Annotated in this window: 14 protein-coding genes and 1 pseudogene; all 15 read right to left on the bottom strand. The window is 75.6% G+C overall.

Features of this window, described 5'->3' with window-relative positions; translation table 11 throughout:
* Nucleotides 1-22 precede the first annotated feature (22 nt).
* On the bottom strand, nt 23-958 hold the full coding sequence (gene wag31, locus LN037_RS23330; protein WP_230757702.1) for a DivIVA-like cell division protein Wag31: 936 nt from the start codon (nt 956-958) through the stop codon (nt 23-25).
* Between the two features lie 385 nt (nt 959-1,343).
* Nucleotides 1,344-1,697, bottom strand: a pseudogene (locus tag LN037_RS23335) (cell division protein SepF); the annotation flags it as partial.
* 703 nt (nt 1,698-2,400) lie between these two features.
* Complete coding sequence (locus LN037_RS23340; RefSeq protein WP_230757704.1) at nt 2,401-3,141, bottom strand: YggS family pyridoxal phosphate-dependent enzyme; 741 nt, start codon at nt 3,139-3,141, stop codon at nt 2,401-2,403.
* Nucleotides 3,138-3,848 carry a peptidoglycan editing factor PgeF gene (gene pgeF / locus LN037_RS23345; protein WP_230757713.1) on the bottom strand — a complete coding sequence of 237 codons (711 nt, stop codon included), beginning with the start codon at nt 3,846-3,848 and terminating at the stop codon, nt 3,138-3,140. Before pgeF ends, LN037_RS23340 begins: the two co-directional genes overlap by 4 nt.
* Before the next feature lie 28 nt (nt 3,849-3,876).
* A complete protein-coding gene (ftsZ, locus tag LN037_RS23350) occupies nt 3,877-5,136 on the bottom strand; it encodes a cell division protein FtsZ (protein ID WP_230757721.1) in 1,260 nt (419 codons plus the stop codon).
* A gap of 255 nt (nt 5,137-5,391) precedes the next feature.
* Complete coding sequence (locus tag LN037_RS33825) at nt 5,392-6,897, bottom strand: polysaccharide lyase family 20 protein (RefSeq protein ID WP_230757726.1); 1,506 nt, start codon at nt 6,895-6,897, stop codon at nt 5,392-5,394.
* Entirely contained in the window at nt 6,881-8,239 is a 1,359-nt protein-coding gene (locus LN037_RS23360) for a DUF8814 domain-containing protein (protein ID WP_230757729.1), read from the bottom strand. The genes LN037_RS33825 and LN037_RS23360 overlap by 17 nt, the downstream gene beginning before the upstream one ends.
* 313 nt (nt 8,240-8,552) lie before the next feature.
* A complete protein-coding gene (locus LN037_RS23365; RefSeq protein ID WP_230757732.1) occupies nt 8,553-9,197 on the bottom strand; it encodes a cell division protein FtsQ/DivIB in 645 nt (214 codons plus the stop codon).
* 233 nt (nt 9,198-9,430) lie between these two features.
* Nucleotides 9,431-10,897, bottom strand: coding sequence for a UDP-N-acetylmuramate--L-alanine ligase (murC, locus tag LN037_RS23370; RefSeq protein ID WP_230757924.1), 1,467 nt, complete (start codon nt 10,895-10,897; stop codon nt 9,431-9,433).
* A gap of 11 nt (nt 10,898-10,908) precedes the next feature.
* Entirely contained in the window at nt 10,909-12,027 is a 1,119-nt protein-coding gene (gene murG / locus LN037_RS23375) for an undecaprenyldiphospho-muramoylpentapeptide beta-N-acetylglucosaminyltransferase (protein WP_230757734.1), read from the bottom strand.
* Nucleotides 12,028-12,040: 13 nt separating this feature from the next.
* Complete coding sequence (gene ftsW, locus LN037_RS23380; RefSeq protein WP_230757746.1) at nt 12,041-13,321, bottom strand: putative lipid II flippase FtsW; 1,281 nt, start codon at nt 13,319-13,321, stop codon at nt 12,041-12,043.
* Nucleotides 13,318-14,844, bottom strand: a complete 1,527-nt coding sequence (murD, locus tag LN037_RS23385; protein WP_230757761.1) for a UDP-N-acetylmuramoyl-L-alanine--D-glutamate ligase — start codon at nt 14,842-14,844, stop codon at nt 13,318-13,320. The genes ftsW and murD overlap by 4 nt, the downstream gene beginning before the upstream one ends.
* The gene (mraY, locus tag LN037_RS23390) at nt 14,837-15,904 is read right to left on the bottom strand and encodes a phospho-N-acetylmuramoyl-pentapeptide-transferase (protein WP_230757764.1); all 1,068 of its coding nucleotides are present in this window, start codon (nt 15,902-15,904) and stop codon (nt 14,837-14,839) included. Before mraY ends, murD begins: the two co-directional genes overlap by 8 nt.
* Entirely contained in the window at nt 15,901-17,334 is a 1,434-nt protein-coding gene (locus LN037_RS23395) for a UDP-N-acetylmuramoyl-tripeptide--D-alanyl-D-alanine ligase (RefSeq protein WP_230757765.1), read from the bottom strand. Before LN037_RS23395 ends, mraY begins: the two co-directional genes overlap by 4 nt.
* Nucleotides 17,331-18,974, bottom strand: coding sequence for a UDP-N-acetylmuramoyl-L-alanyl-D-glutamate--2,6-diaminopimelate ligase (locus tag LN037_RS23400; protein ID WP_230757772.1), 1,644 nt, complete (start codon nt 18,972-18,974; stop codon nt 17,331-17,333). Before LN037_RS23400 ends, LN037_RS23395 begins: the two co-directional genes overlap by 4 nt.
* Nucleotides 18,975-19,016 lie beyond the last annotated feature (42 nt).

Raw genomic sequence — 19,016 nt, forward strand, 5'->3', positions numbered from 1 at the left:
TGCCCCGACCGGATCGCCCGACTCAGCTGCCGGCTTCGGCCCGGGAGCCGTATCCGCTGGTCGCGTATCCCCCGGACCCGTTGCGGCTCGACCCGTCGGCCGGAGCCGCCGAGCCACGTCCCTCGAGGTCGCGGAGCTGCGACTCCAGGTAGGTCTTGAGCCGGGTGCGGTACTCGCGCTCGAACGTGCGCAGCTCGTCGATCTTCTTCTCGAGGCCGCTCTTCTGCTGCTCGATGAGGGTGATCGTCTCGTTGTGCTTGCGCTGCGCGTCGCGCTCGAGCGTCGAGGCCTTGTCACGGGCCTGCCGCTCCAGGGTCTCCGCCCGGGTGCGCGCGTCGTTGAGCATCGTCTCGGCGCGGCTGCGCGCCTCGTTGACCATGCTGTCCGACTTGGTGCGCGCCTCGGAGAGGAGCTGCTCGGACTTGGTCCGGGCGTCCGACAGCATGCCGTCCGCCTCGGACTTGGCCTCGGCGGTCAGCCGGTCGGCCATCTCCTGCGCGAGGCCGAGGACCTTCGCGGCCTGGACGTGGTGGTCACCCCCGCCCACGGGCGAGGGGTCGGCGCCGAAGGGCGGCGGCACGACCGACTGCTGCGGGGCGGGCTGGGCCACCGGCATCGGCTGCTGCACCGTGCGCGGCGCGTCCTCGACGGGACGCTGCTGCTGCTGCGGCTGCACCATCGTGGTGGCCGGAGCGGGCGGCTGCGACGGGCTGCTCGGCTGTGACGGGGCCTGCGCGGCCTTGCTACGGGCGTCGTCCAGATCGGCGTGGGCACTCGAGAGCTGCTGCTCGAGCTGCTCGACCTGCTCGCGGAGATCGTTGTTCTCCTCGATCAGACGCCCGAGCTCGGCCTCGACGAGGTCGAGGAACGCATCGACCTCGTCCTCGTTGTAGCCCCGCTTGCCGATCGGCGGCTTGCTGAACGCGACGTTGTGGACGTCGGCAGGGGTCAGCGGCATCGGATCTCCTCAAGCACTCCTCGGCTGCGGAACCCCAGGTACCTCGGGCTCTTCGAGCTCCGCGACACGCAGAGTATGACCTCTGCGAGCAGGTGAACCATAGTGGACAGGTCCAGGGATGCGCTGCGAACGACGCCCGATCGGTGACGGAGCGCCACGGATCATGCTCAGGCCACTCACACGCGTACCTCGCGACACGCCAGAGAGCGATCGGCCGGACGGTGCGGAACCGCTCACCGACGTCGACCGGCCGTAGCGGCCGGACATCCCCTGCTCCACGCGGCACGGCTGGGCCGGTCGGACGCTCACCGCCCTCGTCCGACCACCCACCGCAATCGCCTGGCGAGGTCTTGCCCGCTCTCAGATTCGGCTCAGGAAGAGCCGCTCACGACGTCTCGGCGAACTTCCGTCGCTCGGTCGCCGAGACCTCGACGTTGGGCGGTGAGAGAAGGAACACGCGGTTCGTGACCTTCTCGATCGAGCCGCGCAGGGCGAAGGCGAGCCCCGCCGCGAAGTCGACGAGCCGCTTGGCGGCGGCGTCGTCCATCTCGGTGAGGTTCATGATCACCGGAATGCCGTCGCGGTAGCGCTCGCCGATCACGCGGGCCTCGTTGTAGCTGGTGGGGCGCAGCGTGGTGATCTCGGGGACGGCAGGGGTGTCGGTGCTCTTCGCCGGGGTCGCCTCGACGGCGCGGACCGGGCGGACGGGCTCCTCGGACAGCGCGAGGGCGGCGGCGCCCGACGCGCGCAGCGCCTCGGTGCCCGAGCCGCCGGCGGACGCGAGCGAGCCCGACAGCGAGCTCGCGGACGACGAGGAGGAGGACGACGACGACCCCACGGCCGCGAGGGCACCCCCGCGCGAGCGCGAGGTGTGGTTCGGCCCGGTGTTCTGCTCCCAGCTACGACCCCGGGTGGTGGAGCGGACGGACACGTCGGCCTCCTCGTCACGGTCACCGGACGTCGTCCGGTCGTCGTCGGCGAGCCGCGGGAGCTCGCGCTCGGCGCGGCCCTCGGACTCGGGGTCCCGGGGGCGCGGGGTGCGGACCCGGTCGTCGGTCAGCGGCCGGTCGCGCTCGGGCGCGCCCCGCCGCTCGTAGCGGTCGTCGTACCGGTCGGACTCGTAGCGGTCCCCGTAGGAGTCGTACCGCTCCTCGAAGCGGTCGGACTCGAAGCGCTCGGACTCGTACCGGTCGGCGTCGGGACGCCGCCGGCCGTACCGGTCCGCGGCGTAGCCGTCGTAGCGGTCACCGGCGCGGGAGGGGCGGTCGCCGTACGGGTCGTCGCTGTACCCGTCGTAGGCGTCCAACTCGTCCGCGGGCACCATGCCGAAGTACGCCTTCACCCGGTGCAGAGCGGTCATGGCAGCCCTCTCCCCTTCACCGCCGACCGACCCGCGAGACAGCCGACTTACATCCGTGTCATTCACTCACACGGAACGCTAGCTACCGGGTGCCGAGGAGCGCCGTTCCGACACGCACACACGTCGAACCGTGCTCGATCGCGGCCTCGAGATCGCCGGACATGCCTGCTGAGACGGTCCTCGCGTGGGGAAACGCCGTGCGCACCCGCTCGGCGACGGCCGCAAACGTGCCGAAGGCCTCTCCGGGGTCGGCGTCGCGCGGAGCCACCGTCATCACGCCGTCGAGGGACAGGTGGGCACTGCGTCCGACACGCTCGGCCAGCACCTCGACCTCGTCGACCACCACCCCGCCGCGGCCCTCGGCGCCGTCGAGGCTCACCTGCACCAGGACGTGCAGCGGTTCGGACCGCTCCCCCGCGTCGAGCGCGGCGCCCGCCGCGCGGTCGAGGGCGTCGACGAGCCTGGGCGAGTCGACCGAGTCCACCGCGTGCGCCCACCGCGCGAGCGAGCGCGCCTTGTTGCGCTGCAGCCGGCCCACGATCCGCCACCGTGCCGCCGCGTCGGGACGCAGGGCGGCGAGCTCGTCGGCCTTGGCCGCGCCCTCCTGCTCCTTGTTCTCCCCGAACTCGGCGAGGCCGAGGTCGACCAGGAGGGCGACGTCGGAGGCGGGCCAGGTCTTCGTGACGGCGAGCAGGCCCACCTCGGCCGGGTCGCGCCCGGCCGCGCGCGCCGCCGCGTCGATCCGACCGCGCACGTCGGCCAGCGCCCTCCGGAGCGTCTCGCGGCGCGCGTCCTCGGCCGGCTCGGTGTCGGGTCGGCTCACCGGCGGTCGTACTCCCACCAGACGACCCCGGCGAGGCGGCCGGTCGGCCGGGTGCGGCGGTGGCTGAAGAGCTGGTCGTCCTCGAGCGTGCACCGCGAGTCGGCGTCCACCGCCGTCACCCCGTGCTCGCGCAGCTGGCGCACCAGCCCCGCGCGCAGATCCAGCGACGGCGTGCCGATCCGCGTGGTGCCCGCGCTGCCCGGCAGCGCGGCGTCCACCTCGTCGCGCATCGCGGCGGGGACCTCGTAGCACTGCCCGCACACCGACGGCCCCAGCAGGACGTCGACGCGCTCCCGCTCGGCGCCGAGCTTCTCCATCGTCGCGAGCGTGGCGGGCAGCACGCCCGCGGCAGCGCCCGTCCGGCCCGCGTGGGCCGCGGCCACCACGCCCGCCTCGGCGTCCGCGAGCAGCACCGGCACGCAGTCCGCGACGACGACGGCGAGCGCGAGCCGGGGCTCCTCGGTCACCAGCGCGTCCGCGGTGGGGATCTCCTGCTGCGGGCCCTCGACGACCGCCACGTCGGTGCCGTGGACCTGGTTCATCCACGCGACCCGGGACGGGTCGAGCCCGATGCCGCGGGCGAGCCGCTCGCGGTTCGCGGCGACCGCCGCCGGGTCGTCCCCGACGTGGTCACCGAGATTGAAGGAGTCGTACGGGGGCCGCGACCGGCCGCCCGCACGCGTGGTCAGGACACGACGTACCCGCACGCCGCCCATCGTCTCAAGCCCGCTGGTGTCAGCGCATGAACGAGGGGACGTCCACGTCGTCGTCCTCGGCCTTCTTCGCCGGCTTCTCCGCCGCGGCGGGCTCCTTCTCCTCCGGGGTGCTCCCCTGCCGGGCCGCCTCGAGCTCCTCCGGCTTCGGCACCGGCGTCGCCGGCGTCGTCGGCGCCTGCGCGACGGCGGGCGGGATCACCGGCTGGGGCTGGCTCGGCGGCTGCGAGTGCCGCGGCCCCGAGTCGCCACCGGCGATCGGCCCGCGCCCGGGGCCGCTGCGCGCCGGCGGCTGCCCCAGGGCGCTCCCCGGCACGGACTTCGAGTGCGTCGGGGCGCCGGAGTCGAAGCCGGCGGCGATCACGGTCACCCGGACCTCGTCGCCGAGCGAGTCGTCGATCACCGTCCCGAAGATGATGTTGGCGTCGGGGTGGGCGGCCTCCTGGACGAGCGAGGCGGCCTCGTTGATCTCGAACAGGCCGAGGTCCGAGCCGCCGGCGATGGAGAGCAGCACGCCGTAGGCGCCGTCCATCGACGCCTCGAGCAGGGGCGAGTTGATCGCCTTGCCCGCGGCCTCGACGCTGCGGCCGTCACCGCGGGCCGACCCGATGCCCATGAGGGCGCTGCCGGCGCCGGACATGACGCTCTTGACGTCGGCGAAGTCGAGGTTGATCAGACCCGGCGTCGTGATGAGGTCGGTGATGCCCTGGACACCGGAGAGGAGCACCTCGTCGGCGGACCGGAAGGCGTCCATGAGGGAGAGCGACACGTCGCCGAGCTGGAGCAGCCGGTCGTTCGGGATGACGATGAGCGTGTCGCACTCGTTGCGCAGCTCCTGGATCCCGTTCTCGGCCTGCGTGGCGCGGCGCTTGCCCTCGAACGAGAACGGGCGCGTCACGACACCGATGGTCAGGGCGCCGAGCTTGCGGGCGATGCCCGCGACGACGGGGGCGCCGCCGGTGCCCGTGCCGCCGCCCTCACCCGCCGTCACGAAGACCATGTCGGCCCCCTTGAGGACCTCCTCGATCTCCTCGGCGTGGTCCTCGGCCGCGCGGCGCCCCACGTCGGGGGCCGCGCCGGCGCCGAGCCCCCGGGTGAGCTCGCGCCCGACGTCGAGCTTGACGTCGGCGTCGGACATCAGCAGGGCCTGGGCGTCGGTGTTCACCGCGATGAACTCGACGCCCTTGAGGCCGACCTCGATCATGCGGTTGACGGCGTTGACGCCGCCGCCACCGATGCCGACGACCTTGATCACGGCCAGGTAGTTGTGCGGGGGCGTCATGGGACCGCCTTTCACTGCGGAGCTCGGCGACACCGGCCGACACGCGGGGCGACCCTCGACCCTCGACCTCGAGTGGAGGTCTATGGTCGAGGGCTCCCCGTTCCGGTGTCCGCGCGACCGTAGGCAGCCGACACCGCGTGATGCACGCAGGCGCGCCGGGTGTGTCCCGCCTCGATGTCACCCGTCTGCCCCAACCGGTGCGAACTCTGGATGACGGGTCGAGACTTCCCGGCGCCGCGTCCCGGGTGAGCGGCCTCAGCCGGTCACGGACGCGTAGGACGACCCCAGCCTGGCGTCCGACAGCTCGTAGGTGCCGGTCTGGCCGATGCCGGTGTCGCGGTAGAGGCCGAGCTTCCAGTAGCTGTACATGCCGGGGTAGAGCGTGCCGCCCGGGGGCTTGAAGCCGGCGACGCGCTGCTGGCCGTCCAGCCACGCGTCGACGAACCCCTTCGACGGGTCGGACGAGAACTTCACGTGCAGCACCACGGTGACGACCTTGCCGGTGACGGCCGGGCCGATCGTCTTGTCGAAGCTGCGCGACCCGCCGGGCCGGCCGAAGCCGCCGGAGAGGACGAAGTTGCCGTTGCCGATGCGCAGCTCGAGCGGCGGGCTGCCGGTCCCCTCGTTCTTGAACTGCGTGATGAGCTGCCAGGAGTTCGTCTGGACCGGGAAGCCGTCGGCGAGGCGCACCGAGAGCCGGATGTAGCGGTCCTGGCCCTCGGTGAAGTTGTCGACGTTCGGCTCGATCTCGGAGCGCTTGCCGCCGCCGGGCATGGTGAAGCGCAGCGCCTTGCGGCCGGGGAGGTCGGTCGCCGCGACGACGGTGGGCGTCTTCGCGCCGACCATGTTCCAGGGCGTGTCCTTGAACATGCCCAGGCCCTGCGCGGTGATGTTCGCGTCCCAGATCGCCTTCGGGGCCGGCGCGGGCGCCGGGGTGGTGCCCGACGCCGGGGTCGGCCGGATCGGGATGACGGTGGTGCTGGGCGGGGCGGTCGTCGTCGCGGGTGCCGAGGTCGTGGCCGGCGCCGAGGTCGTGGCCGGTGCCGACGTCGCGGCGGGCGCCGACGTCGTGGCCGGTGCCGACGTCGCGGCGGGCGCCGAGGTCGCCGGCACGGCCGCCGTGGTGCTCGGTGCCGCCGGGGCCGTGCCCGAGGCGGGCGCCGCGGCCGTGGTGGAGGTGGTGAGCCAGAGCCGTTCGACGGCGGGGCTGACCGCCCCGCTGCCCCCGAGCATGACGATGCGCGCCTGGACCTGCGTGGTCAGGGCGGGCAGGACCGTGCGGGCGCCGTCCTTCGTCGGGAGCCACCGGCTCCACGTGCCGTCGGGCAGGACGCCGCGGACGTCCACGCGGGCGGTGGTGCCGGGCGGCAGGTCGGCGGTGAGGGTCGGGGTGATCGCGTTCGTCGCGGCGGCGGGCCGGCGCGGCGGCAGGACCATGACGCCCTCGGAGCGCGCCTTGGCGGTGGAGGGCGTGACGAGCCGGATCGCGCCGTCGACGAGGCGCACGTTCACGTCGTCGCCGCCGGAGACGGCGAGCTCGGTGCCCCAGCTCTCGCCGGTGGGCACGGCGGTGGCGGAGGCGGCGAGTCCGACGACGGCGGCGAGCAGTGCCCCCGCACCCGCCGTCAGGAAGGCCCGGCGGCGGCGCCAGCCGCGGCGCTCGCGCTCCGCGGCGGCGGTCGAGGGCCGGGCGCCCGCCCCGGCGTGCGGGGAGAGCGGGCGGTCGGCGAGGGGATCGAGGAGCTCAGCAGGACGCGACACGGGGGGCCTCCACGGCGGCGGCGGGGACGTACTGCTGGGGACCGACCTGCAGCCACTGGCTGCTCGCGCCCTGCGAGCCGACGCGCGGCTGGCCCTGGGCGACGCAGGTGACGGCCATCCGGGCCCCGGCGGCGACGGCGCCGACGGAGGAGGAGGCGTCGGTCGGGGCGGAGCGCACGACGAGCGTCGGGGCGCCGGTGGGACGGGCGAGGGCGGAGGGACCGGTGCCGGTCCAGAGGTAGGTGACGGTGACCCAGCTGTTGTCCCGGAGCTGGAGGTCGTCGTAGTAGGTGCCGTCGGCGAGGTCGATGCCGGCGGGGTTGGCCACGCGGCGGCCGAAGCCGTCCTTGCCGCCGTTGTAGCCGCGCTGGAACGCGGCCTGGGCCTGCGGGAGCCCGAGCGTCAGGTCGCCCCACTGCTGGCGCCCGACGTTCCAGTAGTCGTCGCGGATGTTCCACGGACCGACGTCCCAGACCGGGGACCAGGCGCAGCGCCCGTTGGGGGCGCAGACCTTGACGGTGTAGTCGCCCTTGTCGCGGGGCGAGAGGCCGCGCCGCGAGGGCAGGGCGACGAAGTGGTCGCGCGGGACGATCACGTGGCCGTTGGCGGTGGTGTTCCCGACGAGGCCGATGCGGGTGGCGAACACGCGGCTGGTGACGGGGGCGACCTTCGCCGGGGTGGGGGCGGCGGTCGGCACCGTGGGCGCCGTGGGCGCCGTGGTGGGCGCCGTCGTCGGCGCGGTGGTGGGCGCGGGCGCGGTGGTGGTCGGGGCGGGCGCCGGGGTGGTCCCGACCCGGTCGCCGGCGAGCCAGAGCCGCTGCAGCGCGGGGCTCGCGCCGAAGTCGCCCGCGACGAGCGTGACGCGCACCTGCAGGTCGTTCATGGCCTCGGACAGCCGTGCGGGGCCGCCGGGGCTCGCGGTGCTCCACTGGCTCCACGTGCCGTCGGCGCGGACCCCGCGCACGTCGACGAGGACCTCGCCGCCGGGCGGGACGTCCGCGGTCACCGTGGCGGTGACGCGGTCGACCGGCGCCGACAGCCGGCGCGGCGAGAGCAGCAGCTCGCCCTCGTTGCGGGTGGAGCGGGCGCTCTGGGCCCGCACCACGCCGTCGGCGAGGCGGATCGCGCCCGCGGTCGCCACGACGTTGGTGTCGTCGGCGTTCTCGACGGCGAGCTCCGGCACCCAGGTCTCCCCGGGCTCCGAGGCCCGAGCCACGGGGGCGTGCCCGAGGGTGGCCCCCAGGATCGAGGCGGCCAGGAACGACACCGCCGCGGCGACCAGCACCCGGCGCACCCGTGGTGGCGCCGCACCCCCGGTGTCCCGGCCCGTCCTCATGCCCATCGCGCTCGCACCTCTCCCACCGTCGTGACGACGGGTGGGAGTTGACGCTGCGTGACACATCTGGGTCAAGCGAAACGCGTGGTGTGCACGTGAGTGATAACCAGAGTGGTGAAACCCGTTCGCGCAGGTCACACACCCTTCACGGGTCCCCCGGAGGGGTCACGGCCGCCACGGACGAGGGAGGCGGAGCCCCGGCCGCACACGCTCGGTGCCCGTCGGCCACCGGAGACACGGTGACCGCGCGTGACACTTCGAGTGGTGATCGAGGGTTCGTCCGTCGCGGTCCGGAGGCGGCGCCGCCCGGGGCACCGTGTCAGCTGACGACGGGCAGGTCGGGCGTGGAGACGTCGTAGACGGAGCCCGGGCGCGTCAGCAACGGCCCGAGCACCGCGGCCTTCCGCTCGTCCTCGGCGTCGGCCCCCCAGCGCACCGTGCGGCCGTCGAGGGTGAACGACACGTCGTAGGCGCTCGCCGCGCGCAGCTCCGTGACCTTGCTGCGCAGCGCGGCCGGCAGCGCCTCCAGCACCCGCACGGCGGCCACCGTGGCCGGGTCCTGCGGCGAGGGCGCCACGCCGGGCGGGAGCACGAGCCGCGGCACCCCGGCGGGCGGGGCGGGCATCGTGCGGTAGACGAAGCCGGTGGCGTCGAGCAGCCCGACGCCGCCCGGCGCGGGCACCGCGGCGACCGGCTCCCGCTCGGAGACCGCGACCGTGACGGTGCCCGGCAGGGACCGCCGGACGTCGACCGACGCGACCCGGGGGATGGCCGCGACCCGCGCGTCGACGTCGCCGGTGGACAGCCAGAGCAGCGACGTGTCCGGCGGCACCGTCGCGGCCTGCTGGACCGTCGGGAGGGTCTCCGGGGACGCGCCCGTGACCTCCACGGCCTGCACGTCGAACACCGGGGAGAACCCGAGCAGCCAGACCAGCCCGCCGAGGACGGCGAGCGTCCCGATCACCACGGTCCACCGCCGGCGCAGGGCGCGACGGCGGGCGGCGCGGGCGTCGAGGGCGGGGTGGTCACGGGGGCCGCGGTCCCGCGGGGGCCGCGACGACGGGCGGCGGGACCGCCCGTCCCGGCCGGCGTCGGCCCGGCCGCGGCCGCCCTCGCCGCGCGCGCGCCCGCCCGGGCGACCCGACCTGCCGTCGGGAACGCCGGACCGGGAGCGGCGGGTGGGGGGCGCCAGCGGACTCAGCCCCCGACGGGAGCGGGCGTGTCGCGCCCCTCGATCTCGGTGAGGACCTCGGGGCCGAGGACGGTCACGTCGCCCGCGCCCATCGTGATGACGAGGTCGCCCGGCCGCGCGAGGTCCGCGAGCAGGGCCGGGACGGCCGCCCAGGACGGCTCGTAGTGCACGTGCTCGGCGGGCAGCGTGACGTGGCGGGCGACGGTCGCGCCGTTGACGCCCGGCTCGGGCTGCTCGCGCGCGCCGTAGACGTCGAGCAGCACCACCTCGTCGGCGAGCGACAGGGCCTCGCCGAACTGCTCGGCGAAGTCCCGGGTCCGCGAGTACAGGTGGGGCTGGAACGCCACGATCAGCCGGCCCCGCTCCCCCAGCACCGGGCGCGCCGCGCGCAGCTGGGCGGCCACCTTGGTGGGCGCGTGGGCGTAGTCGTCGTACACGCGCACCCCGTGGGCCTCGCCCCGGAGCTCGAAGCGGCGTCGCACCCCGGTGAAGGACGCGAGCCCGTCCAGGAGCCGGTCGAGGGGGGCACCGAGGTCGAGCCCGGCGAGCAGCGCGGCGCAGGCGTTGAGCGCCTGGTGCTCCCCCGCCACGCCGAGGCGCACGGTGTACTCGGCACCGTCCACGCGGATCGTCAGGACCCCGGTCGAGGCCTCGGCGCGGTAGTCGAGCACCGTGACGTCGTCGGGCCCGGTCGCGGCCCGGCCGTAGCGGCGCACGCGCACGCCGGTGGCGGCCACGCGGTCGCCGAGGGCGGCGGCGCCGGCGTCGTCGGCGCACACCACGAGCGCGCCACCGGGCTCGATGCGGGCGGCGAACGCGTCGAACACCGCGACGTAGGCCTCGACGGTCCCGTGGTGGTCGAGGTGGTCCGGCTCCACGTTGGTGACGATCGCGACGGCGGGCGAGTAGGCCAGGAACGAGCCGTCGGACTCGTCGGCCTCGGCCACGAAGACGTCGCCGTGCCCGTGGTGGGCGCTCGAGCCGGACGTCAGCAGGTCGCCGCCGATCATGAACGACGGGTCCGTGCCACACGCCTGCAGCGCCACGACGAGCATCGACGTGGTCGACGTCTTGCCGGCGCTGCCGGACACGCAGGCCGCGCGGTGGTCGGCCATCAGCTCGGCGAGCACCGCCGAGCGGTGCAGCACCGGGATGCCGCGCGCGGCCGCCTCGAGCAGCTCCGGGTTGTCCGGGTCGGCCTGGTGCACGGCCTTGGTGGTGACGAGGGCGGTCGGCCCGCCCGGCAGGAGGTCGAGGTTCGCGGCGTCGTGGCCGACCGAGACCTCGGCGCCCAGGGTGCGCAGCGCGAGGACCGCGCGGGAGTCCTTCGCGTCGGACCCGGACACCATCGCGCCGCGGGCGAGCAGGATCCGGGCGATCCCGCTCATCGCCGCGCCGCCCGCGCCGATGAAGTGCACGCGCGAGAGCAGTCGCGGCAGCTCCGGGACGACCGCCTGCTCGCCGGGCTGCATGATCTCCTCGGTCACCGCTGGGTCCCCTCTGTGCCCTCTGCCGCGTCCAGCACCATCCGGGCCAGTGTCTCGTCCGCGTCCGCGTGCCCCGTACGCCGGGCTCCCACGCTCATCGCGGAGAGCCGTTCGCCGCTGGTCAGCAGCGGGACGACGAGCTCGAGCACCCTCTCCGGGGTCAGGTCGGCGTCCTCGACGAGGATGCCGCCGCCGTGCTCCACCACGGGGAGCGCGTTGAGCCGCTGCTCGCCGTTGCCGTGCGGCAGCGGCACGTAGATCGCGGGCAGCCCCACCGCCGAGACCTCCGCGACCGTCATGGCACCGGACCGGCAGATCGCGAGGTCCGCCGCGGCGTAGGCCAGGTCCATCCGCTCCAGGTAGGGCACCGCGACGTAGGGCGGCCGGCTCGCGGTCACGTCCACGCTGTTCTTCGGCCCGTGCGCGTGCAGCACGCCGATGCCGGCCTCCGCGAGCCCGGCGGCCGCTCCGGACACGGCCTCGTTCAGCGAGCGCGCCCCCTGCGAGCCGCCGAAGACGAGCAGGGTGGGGGCGTCCGGGTCGAGCCCGAAGTGGGCCCGGGCCTTCGCGCGCAGGGCCTCGCGGTCGAGGGTGGTGATGGCGCGGCGCAACGGCATCCCGATCACCGGCCCGGAAAGGCCCGACCCCGGGACCGCCGCCGCGACGGCGGCCGCGTGCCGGGCGCCGACCTTGTTCGCGAGGCCGGCACTCGCGTTGGCCTCGTGGATCACCACCGGCACCCGGGTGCCGGGCAGCCGGGACGCCAGGTAGGCGGGCAGCGCGACGTACCCGCCGAACCCGACGACGACGTCGGCGTCGACCGCCTTCAGCACCTGCCGCGTCCGGCGCACCGACGCCACGACCCGCCACGGCAGCGCCGCCAGGTCCTTCGACGGCTTGCGCGGCAGCGGGACCGGCGGCACCAGCTCGAGGGGGTAGCCCCGCTTCGGCACGAGCGTCGTCTCCAGCCCGCGGGCCGTGCCCAGGGCGGTGATCCGGGCGTCCGGGCGCAGCCGCCGCACCGCGTCGGCCAGGGCGAGCGCCGGCTCGATGTGGCCGGCGGTGCCGCCGCCGGCGACGACGACGGAGAGCGGACGGCGGGGACGGTCGGACACCAGGTGGACTCCTCTAGGTCGTGCGGGCGCGCCCCGGCTCGGGCGGCGGCAGGCCGAGCATCCGCGCGAGGCGGCCTTGGCCGTGGGTGCGCAGCGCGGCGGCGGCGTCGGTCTCGTGGCGGGCGAAGTTGGCGAGCAGGCCGCCCGCGAACAGCGCGAGGGCGAGGGACGTGCCGCCGGAGGACACCAGCGGCAGCGGGATCCCGGTGACCGGGAGCAGGCCGACGACGTAGCCGATGTTGATGGCCGCCTGGACCACCAGCCACACCGTCAGCGTCGCGGCCACCACCCGGATCCACGGGTCCACCGAGCGCGCGGCGATGCGCAGCCCGGTGTAGGCGAGGGTGGCGAACAGCGCGATCACCGCGGACGCGCCGAGGAAGCCGAGTTCCTCGCCGATGATCGCGAAGATGAAGTCGTTGTCGGCGTTGGGGAGGTAGCTCCACTTCGCCCGGCCCTGCCCGAGGCCCTGGCCGAACAGCCCGCCGTCGGCGAGCGAGAACAGCGCCTGCCGGGCCTGGTAGGCCGGGCCGAGCGGGTCGGCGTTCATCGGGTCGAGGAACGCGGTCAGCCGGCTCTGCCGGTAGCTCGCGGCCACCCCGAGGACGACCACCCCGACGACGCCGAGCGTGCCGAACAGGGCCAGCAGCCCGAGCGGCGCCCCGGCGAACCAGAGCAGGCCCACGACGATGACGCCCAGCGAGATCGTCGTGCCGAGGTCGGGCTGCAGCATCACCAGCGCGAAGATCAGCACGGCGACCGGCACCATCGGCAGCAGCGCCTGCCGCCACCGGCGCGGGGCCGGGCGGTGCCGCACGAGCACGTGCGCGCCCCACAGGGCGAGCGCGATCTTGGTGATCTCGCTGGGCTGCAGCGACAGGCCCGCGATCCGGAACCACGACCGCGAGCCGTTGACCTGCGCCCCGAGCCCCGGCACGAGGACCAGTGCGAGCAGCACCAGGCAGGCGGCGAGCAGCCACGGGCTCGCCGCGCGCCACCGCCGCGGCGGGACGCGCAGGCCGAGCCAGAACAGGCCCGCGCCCAGCACCGCGAAGGCGAGCTGGCGGAAGAACACCCCGTAGGACGAGCCGCCCGCGGCGTAGGCGTTCACCGAGGACGCGGACAGGACCATGACCAGGCCGAGCGCGGTCAGCAGGCCGAACACCGCGAGCACCAGGTGCAGCGAGGTCAGCGGGCGCCCGAGCCACTGCGAGAGCGCGCCGCCGAGGGCGCGCACGTTCGGCGGGGCCTGCCGCGTACGGCGCGGTGTCCGCCCCGTCGTGCGGGTGGTCACGACGACGGGTCCGCGGCCGGCTCCGCCACCGCGCCCGGTTCGGGCTCGGCGTCGGCCGCCGGGTCGGGCTCGGCGCTCGCCCCGCTCGCGCCCGCGACGCGCTGGGCGGCCGCGGCGAACGCGTCCCCGCGCTCCGCGTAGTCGCGGAACATGTCCATCGAGGCCGCCGCGGGGGCGAGCAGCACGACGTCGCCGGGCCGGGCCATCGTCGCGGCCGACCGGGCCGCCGCCAGCATCGGGTCCATCGGACCATCGTCACCCCCGCCGACGTCGTCGACCGGCACCTCGGGGGCGTGTCGGGCGAGAGCCTCCAGGAAGCGGGCCCGGTCGGCGCCCAGCAGCACCGCGCCGGCGAGGCGGCCGGCGTTGGCGAGGACGAGGTCGTCGACCGCGGCGCCCTTGAGCAGGCCGCCCGCCACCCACACGACGCGGCCGTGCGCGGCGAGCGAGGCGGCGGCCGCGTGCGGGTTGGTGGCCTTGGAGTCGTCGACCCAGCGCACCCCGCCCGACTCGGCGACCACGGCACCTCGGTGCGCGCCGGGGGCGTACGCCCGCAGCCCGGCCGCGACCGCCTCCGCGGTGACGCCGTACGACCGGGCCAGCGCGGCGGCGGCGAGCGCGTTCGCCTCGCCGGGCGGGCCCGCCGGGACGATGTCGGCCACCTCGGCCAGCACCACCCCGCGGCGGTCCTCGCCCCCGGCGTCGTCGAAGGCCCGGTCGACGAGTCGCCGCACGCCGCGCGTCGTCTCGACCCCCAGCTCCCCCGGGCCGGGCTCGCCCCGGGTGAAGCCGACCCGCCGTCCGGTGGCCGCGCGCAGCAGGCCCGCGGCCCGCTCGTCGTCCAGTCCGCCCACGGCGACCCGCCCGCGCAGGACGCGCGCCTTCGCGCCGGCGTAGGCGGCCATCGAGCCGTGCCCGTCGAGGTGGTCGTCGGCGACGTTGAGCACCGCGCCCGCGAACGGGGCCACCGACGGCGACCACTCCAGCTGGAAGCTCGAGAGCTCCACCGCGAGCACCCGGTGGCCGGCCCGCAGGGCGTCGACGATCGGCAGCCCGATGTTCCCGCAGGCCACGGCGTCGAGCCCGGCCGCGAGCAGGATCGCCTCGAGCATGCCGGTGGTGGTCGTCTTGCCGTTGGTGCCGGTGACCGCGAGCCACGCGGGCGGGCCCTCCGGGCACACCGCGGGGTCCTGCCCCAGCCGCCACGCCAGCTCCGGCTCGCCGATCATCTCGACGCCCGCGTCGCGGGCGGCGAGCGCCAGCGGGGAGTCCGGCCGGAAGCCGGGACTGGTGACGACGAGGTCGCAGCCCGCCGGCAGCGCGGTGAGGTCGGTGGTGGACCCGGCGTCGCGGTCGGACAGCGTCGCGAGCTGGGCGGGGTCCGCGTCCGCGACCGTCACCCGGGCGCCGAGCTCCAGCAGGACGTCGACCACCGAGGCACCGGTGCGCCGGGCCCCGGCGACCAGCACGTGCCGGCCGTCCCATCCCCCGCCGCTGCGCTCGCCCCGGCTCCGGTCAGCCACCGGACGCAGCCAGCCACTCGCTGTAGAACAGCCCCAGGCCCAGCGCACAGCAGATCGCGGCGAGCAGCCAGAACCGGATGATCACGGTCGTCTCGGCCCACCCGGCCAGCTCGAAGTGGTGGTGGAACGGGGCCATCCGGAAGAGGCGCCGTCGCGTCGTCCGGAAGACCGCCACCTGCAGCACCACCGAGAGCGCCTCGACGACGAACACGCCGCCGAGCACCACGAGCAGCAGCTCGGTGCGCGTGACCATCGCGAGGCCGGCAAACAGGCCGCCGAGCGCCAGCGAGCCGGTGTCGCCCATGAAGATGCGGGCCGGGGCGGCGTTCCACCACAGGAACCCGATGCACGCCCCCATGCCGGCGGCCGCGACGAGCGTGATGTCCAGCGGGTCGCGGACCTGGTAGCAGCCGGCCTCGATCGCGGTGCCGCAGTCGTTGCGGAACTGCCAGAACGAGACGATGAGGTAGGTCGCGAGCACCATCGCCGAGATGCCCGCGGCGAGCCCGTCGAGGCCGTCGGTGAGGTTCACGGCGTTCGAGGCCGCCGTGACGATGAGGTAGCAGAACAGGACGAACCCGACGCTGCCGAAGCCGACCACGGCGATGTCCCGCACGAAGGACAGGTTCGTCGAGGCGGGTGTGAGGCCCTGTTCGTCGACGAACTGCAGCGCGAGCACCGCGAAGATCACGGCGGTGACGAACTGGCCGACGAGCTTCGCGGTCTTGTTCAGCCCGAGGTTGCGCTGCCGGCGGATCTTGATGAAGTCGTCGAGGAAGCCGACCACCCCGAGCGAGGTCATCAGCATCAGGACCAGCAGCCCGGACGCCGAGATCGACACGTCGGCGGCGAGGTGGGAGGCGAGGTAGCCGACCCAGATCGCGATGAGGATCGCGACGCCGCCCATGGTGGGGGTGCCGCGCTTGCCCTGGTGGCTCTGCGGGCCCTCCTCGCGGATCTCCTGCCCGAAGCCCTGCTTGATGAACAGCCGGATCACGTACGGCGTCAGCAGGATCGACACCGCGAGGGCCAGCCCCGCGGCGACCAGCACGCCCTTCATCGCTGCGCCCCCGCCTCGAGCAGTGCCCGGGCGACCGTCTCCAGCCCCGCCGAGCGACTCGCCTTCACGAGCACGACGTCGCCGGGCTCGGGGTGCACGGCCTCGACCGCGCTCGCGGCGTCCGGCACGAGGTCGGAGTCCAGGCCGGCCGCGCGGGCCGCCTCGTGGACCTCGCGCGCGGCCTCGCCCACGACGACGAGGCGGTGCAGGCCGCTGCTCGCGGCCAGCCGGCCCAGCTCGGCGTGCGCGGCGTCCGCGTCGGCGCCGAGCTCGGCCATCGCGCCCAGCACGGCCGTGTGCCGGCCACCCATGGCGGCCAGCGTGGCGAGGGCGGCGCGCATCGACTCCGGGTTCGCGTTGTAGGCGTCGTTGAGCACCCGGACCCCGTCCGGCCGCTCCCCCACCTCCATGCGCCAGCGGCTGCGCGGGACGGCCGCGCCGAGCACCTCGGCCACGGTCCCGACGTCGAGGCCGGTCGTCTCCAGCGCGATCGCCGCGGCCACGAGGGCGTTGTCGACCTGGTGCGCGCCGCGCAGGCCCAGGGCGACCTCGGCCTCGCCGGCCGGGGTCACCAGCCGGAACCGCGGCCGGCCCTCGTCGTCGATCACCTCGTCGACCGCGCGGACGTCGGCCTCCGGCGCGCGGCCGGCGTGCACGACGCGGGCGGCCGTGCGGGAGCGCATCGCGGCGACCACCGGGTCGTCGGCGCCGAGCACCGCGACCCCGCCGTCGGCGGCGGCGGGGAGCGCCTCGACGAGCTCGCCCTTGGCCTGCGCGATCGCCTCGCGCGACCCGAACTCGCCCAGGTGCGCGGACCCGACGTTGAGCACCGCACCGACGCGCGGCGGGGCGACCCGGCACAGCGCCGCGATGTGGCCGCGGCCGCGGGCGGAGAGCTCGAGGACCAGGTGCCGCGTCGACGCGTCGGCGCGCAGCACGGTCCACGGGTGCCCGAGCTCGTTGTTGAAGCTCCCGGGCGGCGCGACCGTGGGGCCGTCGTGCTCGAGCAGGCCCGCGATGAGGTCCTTCGTGGAGGTCTTGCCCGAGGAGCCCGTGAGGCCGACCACGTCGAGGTCGGGCAGCGAGTCCACCGCGTGGCGCGCGAGGGTCTGCAGCGCGACGAGCACCGCCGCGCCGCCCGCGTCGAGGGCGGCGTCGGGGACGGGTGCGTCCGCGGGCAGCGGGTCGACCAGCACGGCGGGCGCGTCGACCTCGCGGGCGGCCAGGACCCCGGCCGCCCCGGCGGCCACGGCCGTCGTCGCGAAGGCGTGCCCGTCGACGCGCTCGCCGGGGAGCGCGACGAACAGCCCGCCCGGGGTGACCGCGCGGCTGTCGAACTCGACCGTGCCCGTGACGCGCTCGTCCCCGGTCGCCCGGTGCAGTCGTCCGCCGACGAGGCGGGCGAGCTCCGCGAGGGTCAGCTCGATCACGCAGGATCCTCCTGGATGGCGGTCGTGAGTTCGTCGACGTCGGAGAAGGGCCGGGTCTCGGCGCCGACCTTCTGGCCGAGTTCGTGGCCCTTGCCGGCGACGACGACGACGTCGCCCGGTCGCGCGGCGGCCACGGCCGCCCGGATCGCGGCGCGGCGGTCGCCCTCCTCGGCCACCTTCGCACGCGCCCCGTCCGCGGCCCGCGCCCCGTCCAGCATCGCGGCGCGGATCGCCGCCGGGTCCTCGGTGCGGGGGTTGTCGTCGGTGATCCAGACGAGGTCGGAGAGCTGCGCGGCGAGGGCGCCCATCACGGGGCGCTTCTCGCGGTCGCGGTCGCCGCCGCAGCCGAGCACCGTCAGGACCCGTCCGCGGTCCTTCCCGTCGCTGCGCTCGCCCCGGTCGATCTGCGAGCGCAGCGTCCGCAGCAGCGCCTCGACCGCGGCCGGCTTGTGCGCGTAGTCGACGACGGCGAGGTAGGGCTGGCCGACGTCGACCCGCTGCATCCGCCCCGGGACGGTCACCGTGGCGAGACCGGCCGCGAGCCGCTCGGGGTCCAGCCCGACCGCGTGCCCGCAGGCCAGGGCGACGAGCGCGTTCGCGACGTTGAACGACCCCGGCAGCCGCAGCTCGACCGGCAGCGCGAGCCCGTCGGGCCCGTCGGCGCGGAAGGACTGCGAGCCGTCGGGGTGCACCACGACGTCGGCGGCGCTCCAGTCGGCGGGCCCGCCCGTGCTCACCGTCGTCGCCTCGACCGTGGCGGCGAGGCGGCGGCCCCAGTCGTCGTCGACGCAGACCACGTGCCGCTGCGCGCGCCCGTCGAACAGGCGGGCCTTGGCGGCGAAGTAGTCCTCCATCGTCGGGTGGAAGTCGAGGTGCTCGGCGGAGAGGTTGGTGAAGGCGCCGACGGCGTAGTGCGTGCCGCCGACCCGGCCCTGCGCCAGCGCGTGGCTGGAGACCTCCATCGCCGTGTGGGTCACGCCGCGCTCGACCATCGCCGCGAGCAGCGCCTGCAGGTCCGGCGCCTCCGGCGTGGTGAACGCGCTCGGGACCCGCCGTCCGTGCATCCGGGTCTCGACCGTGCCGATCAGCCCGGTCGTGGTCCCCGCGGCCGCGAGGGCCGCCTCGAGCAGGTACACCGTGGTCGTCTTGCCGCTGGTCCCGGTGACCCCGAGCAGCGCCAGGTGCGACGACGGGTCGCCGTACAGCCGCGCGGACGCGGGCCCGAGGGCCTCGCGCGGCTGCGGGTGCACGAGGGTCGGCCCGTTCCCGACGGCGGGTCGGGTCGCGCCGTCGGGGTCGGTCAGGACCGCGACGGCGCCCCGGGCGAGGGCCTGGTCGGCGTAATCGGCGCCGTGGGCGCGCGCGCCGGGCAGGGCGGCGAAGAGGTCCCCGGGCCGCGCCTCGTGCGCACGGAGGGTGGCACCCGTCGTCGTAACGTCGGGGCCGCGCAGCTCGGGGGCCGTCCCGGTGGCCTCGGCGATGCGGTCCGCGAGGCTCGCGAGGGTGGTCGGGACCACGGTGTCGGGCCGGATCACGCCCTCCTGCGCGGTCGCGTCGTCGCCACCCGGAGCGGCGCTCGACGAGGGCCCCGTACGGCCCCCGGGGGGCTCCACGGCGGTCCGGCTGGGCGCGGGCGGCACGGGCGGAAGGCTACTCACCGTCCCGATCGGGCCCGCCCGCGC

It is taken from the genome of Actinomycetospora soli, from assembly GCF_021026295.1.
Taxonomy (GTDB): Bacteria; Actinomycetota; Actinomycetes; order Mycobacteriales; family Pseudonocardiaceae; genus Actinomycetospora; species Actinomycetospora soli.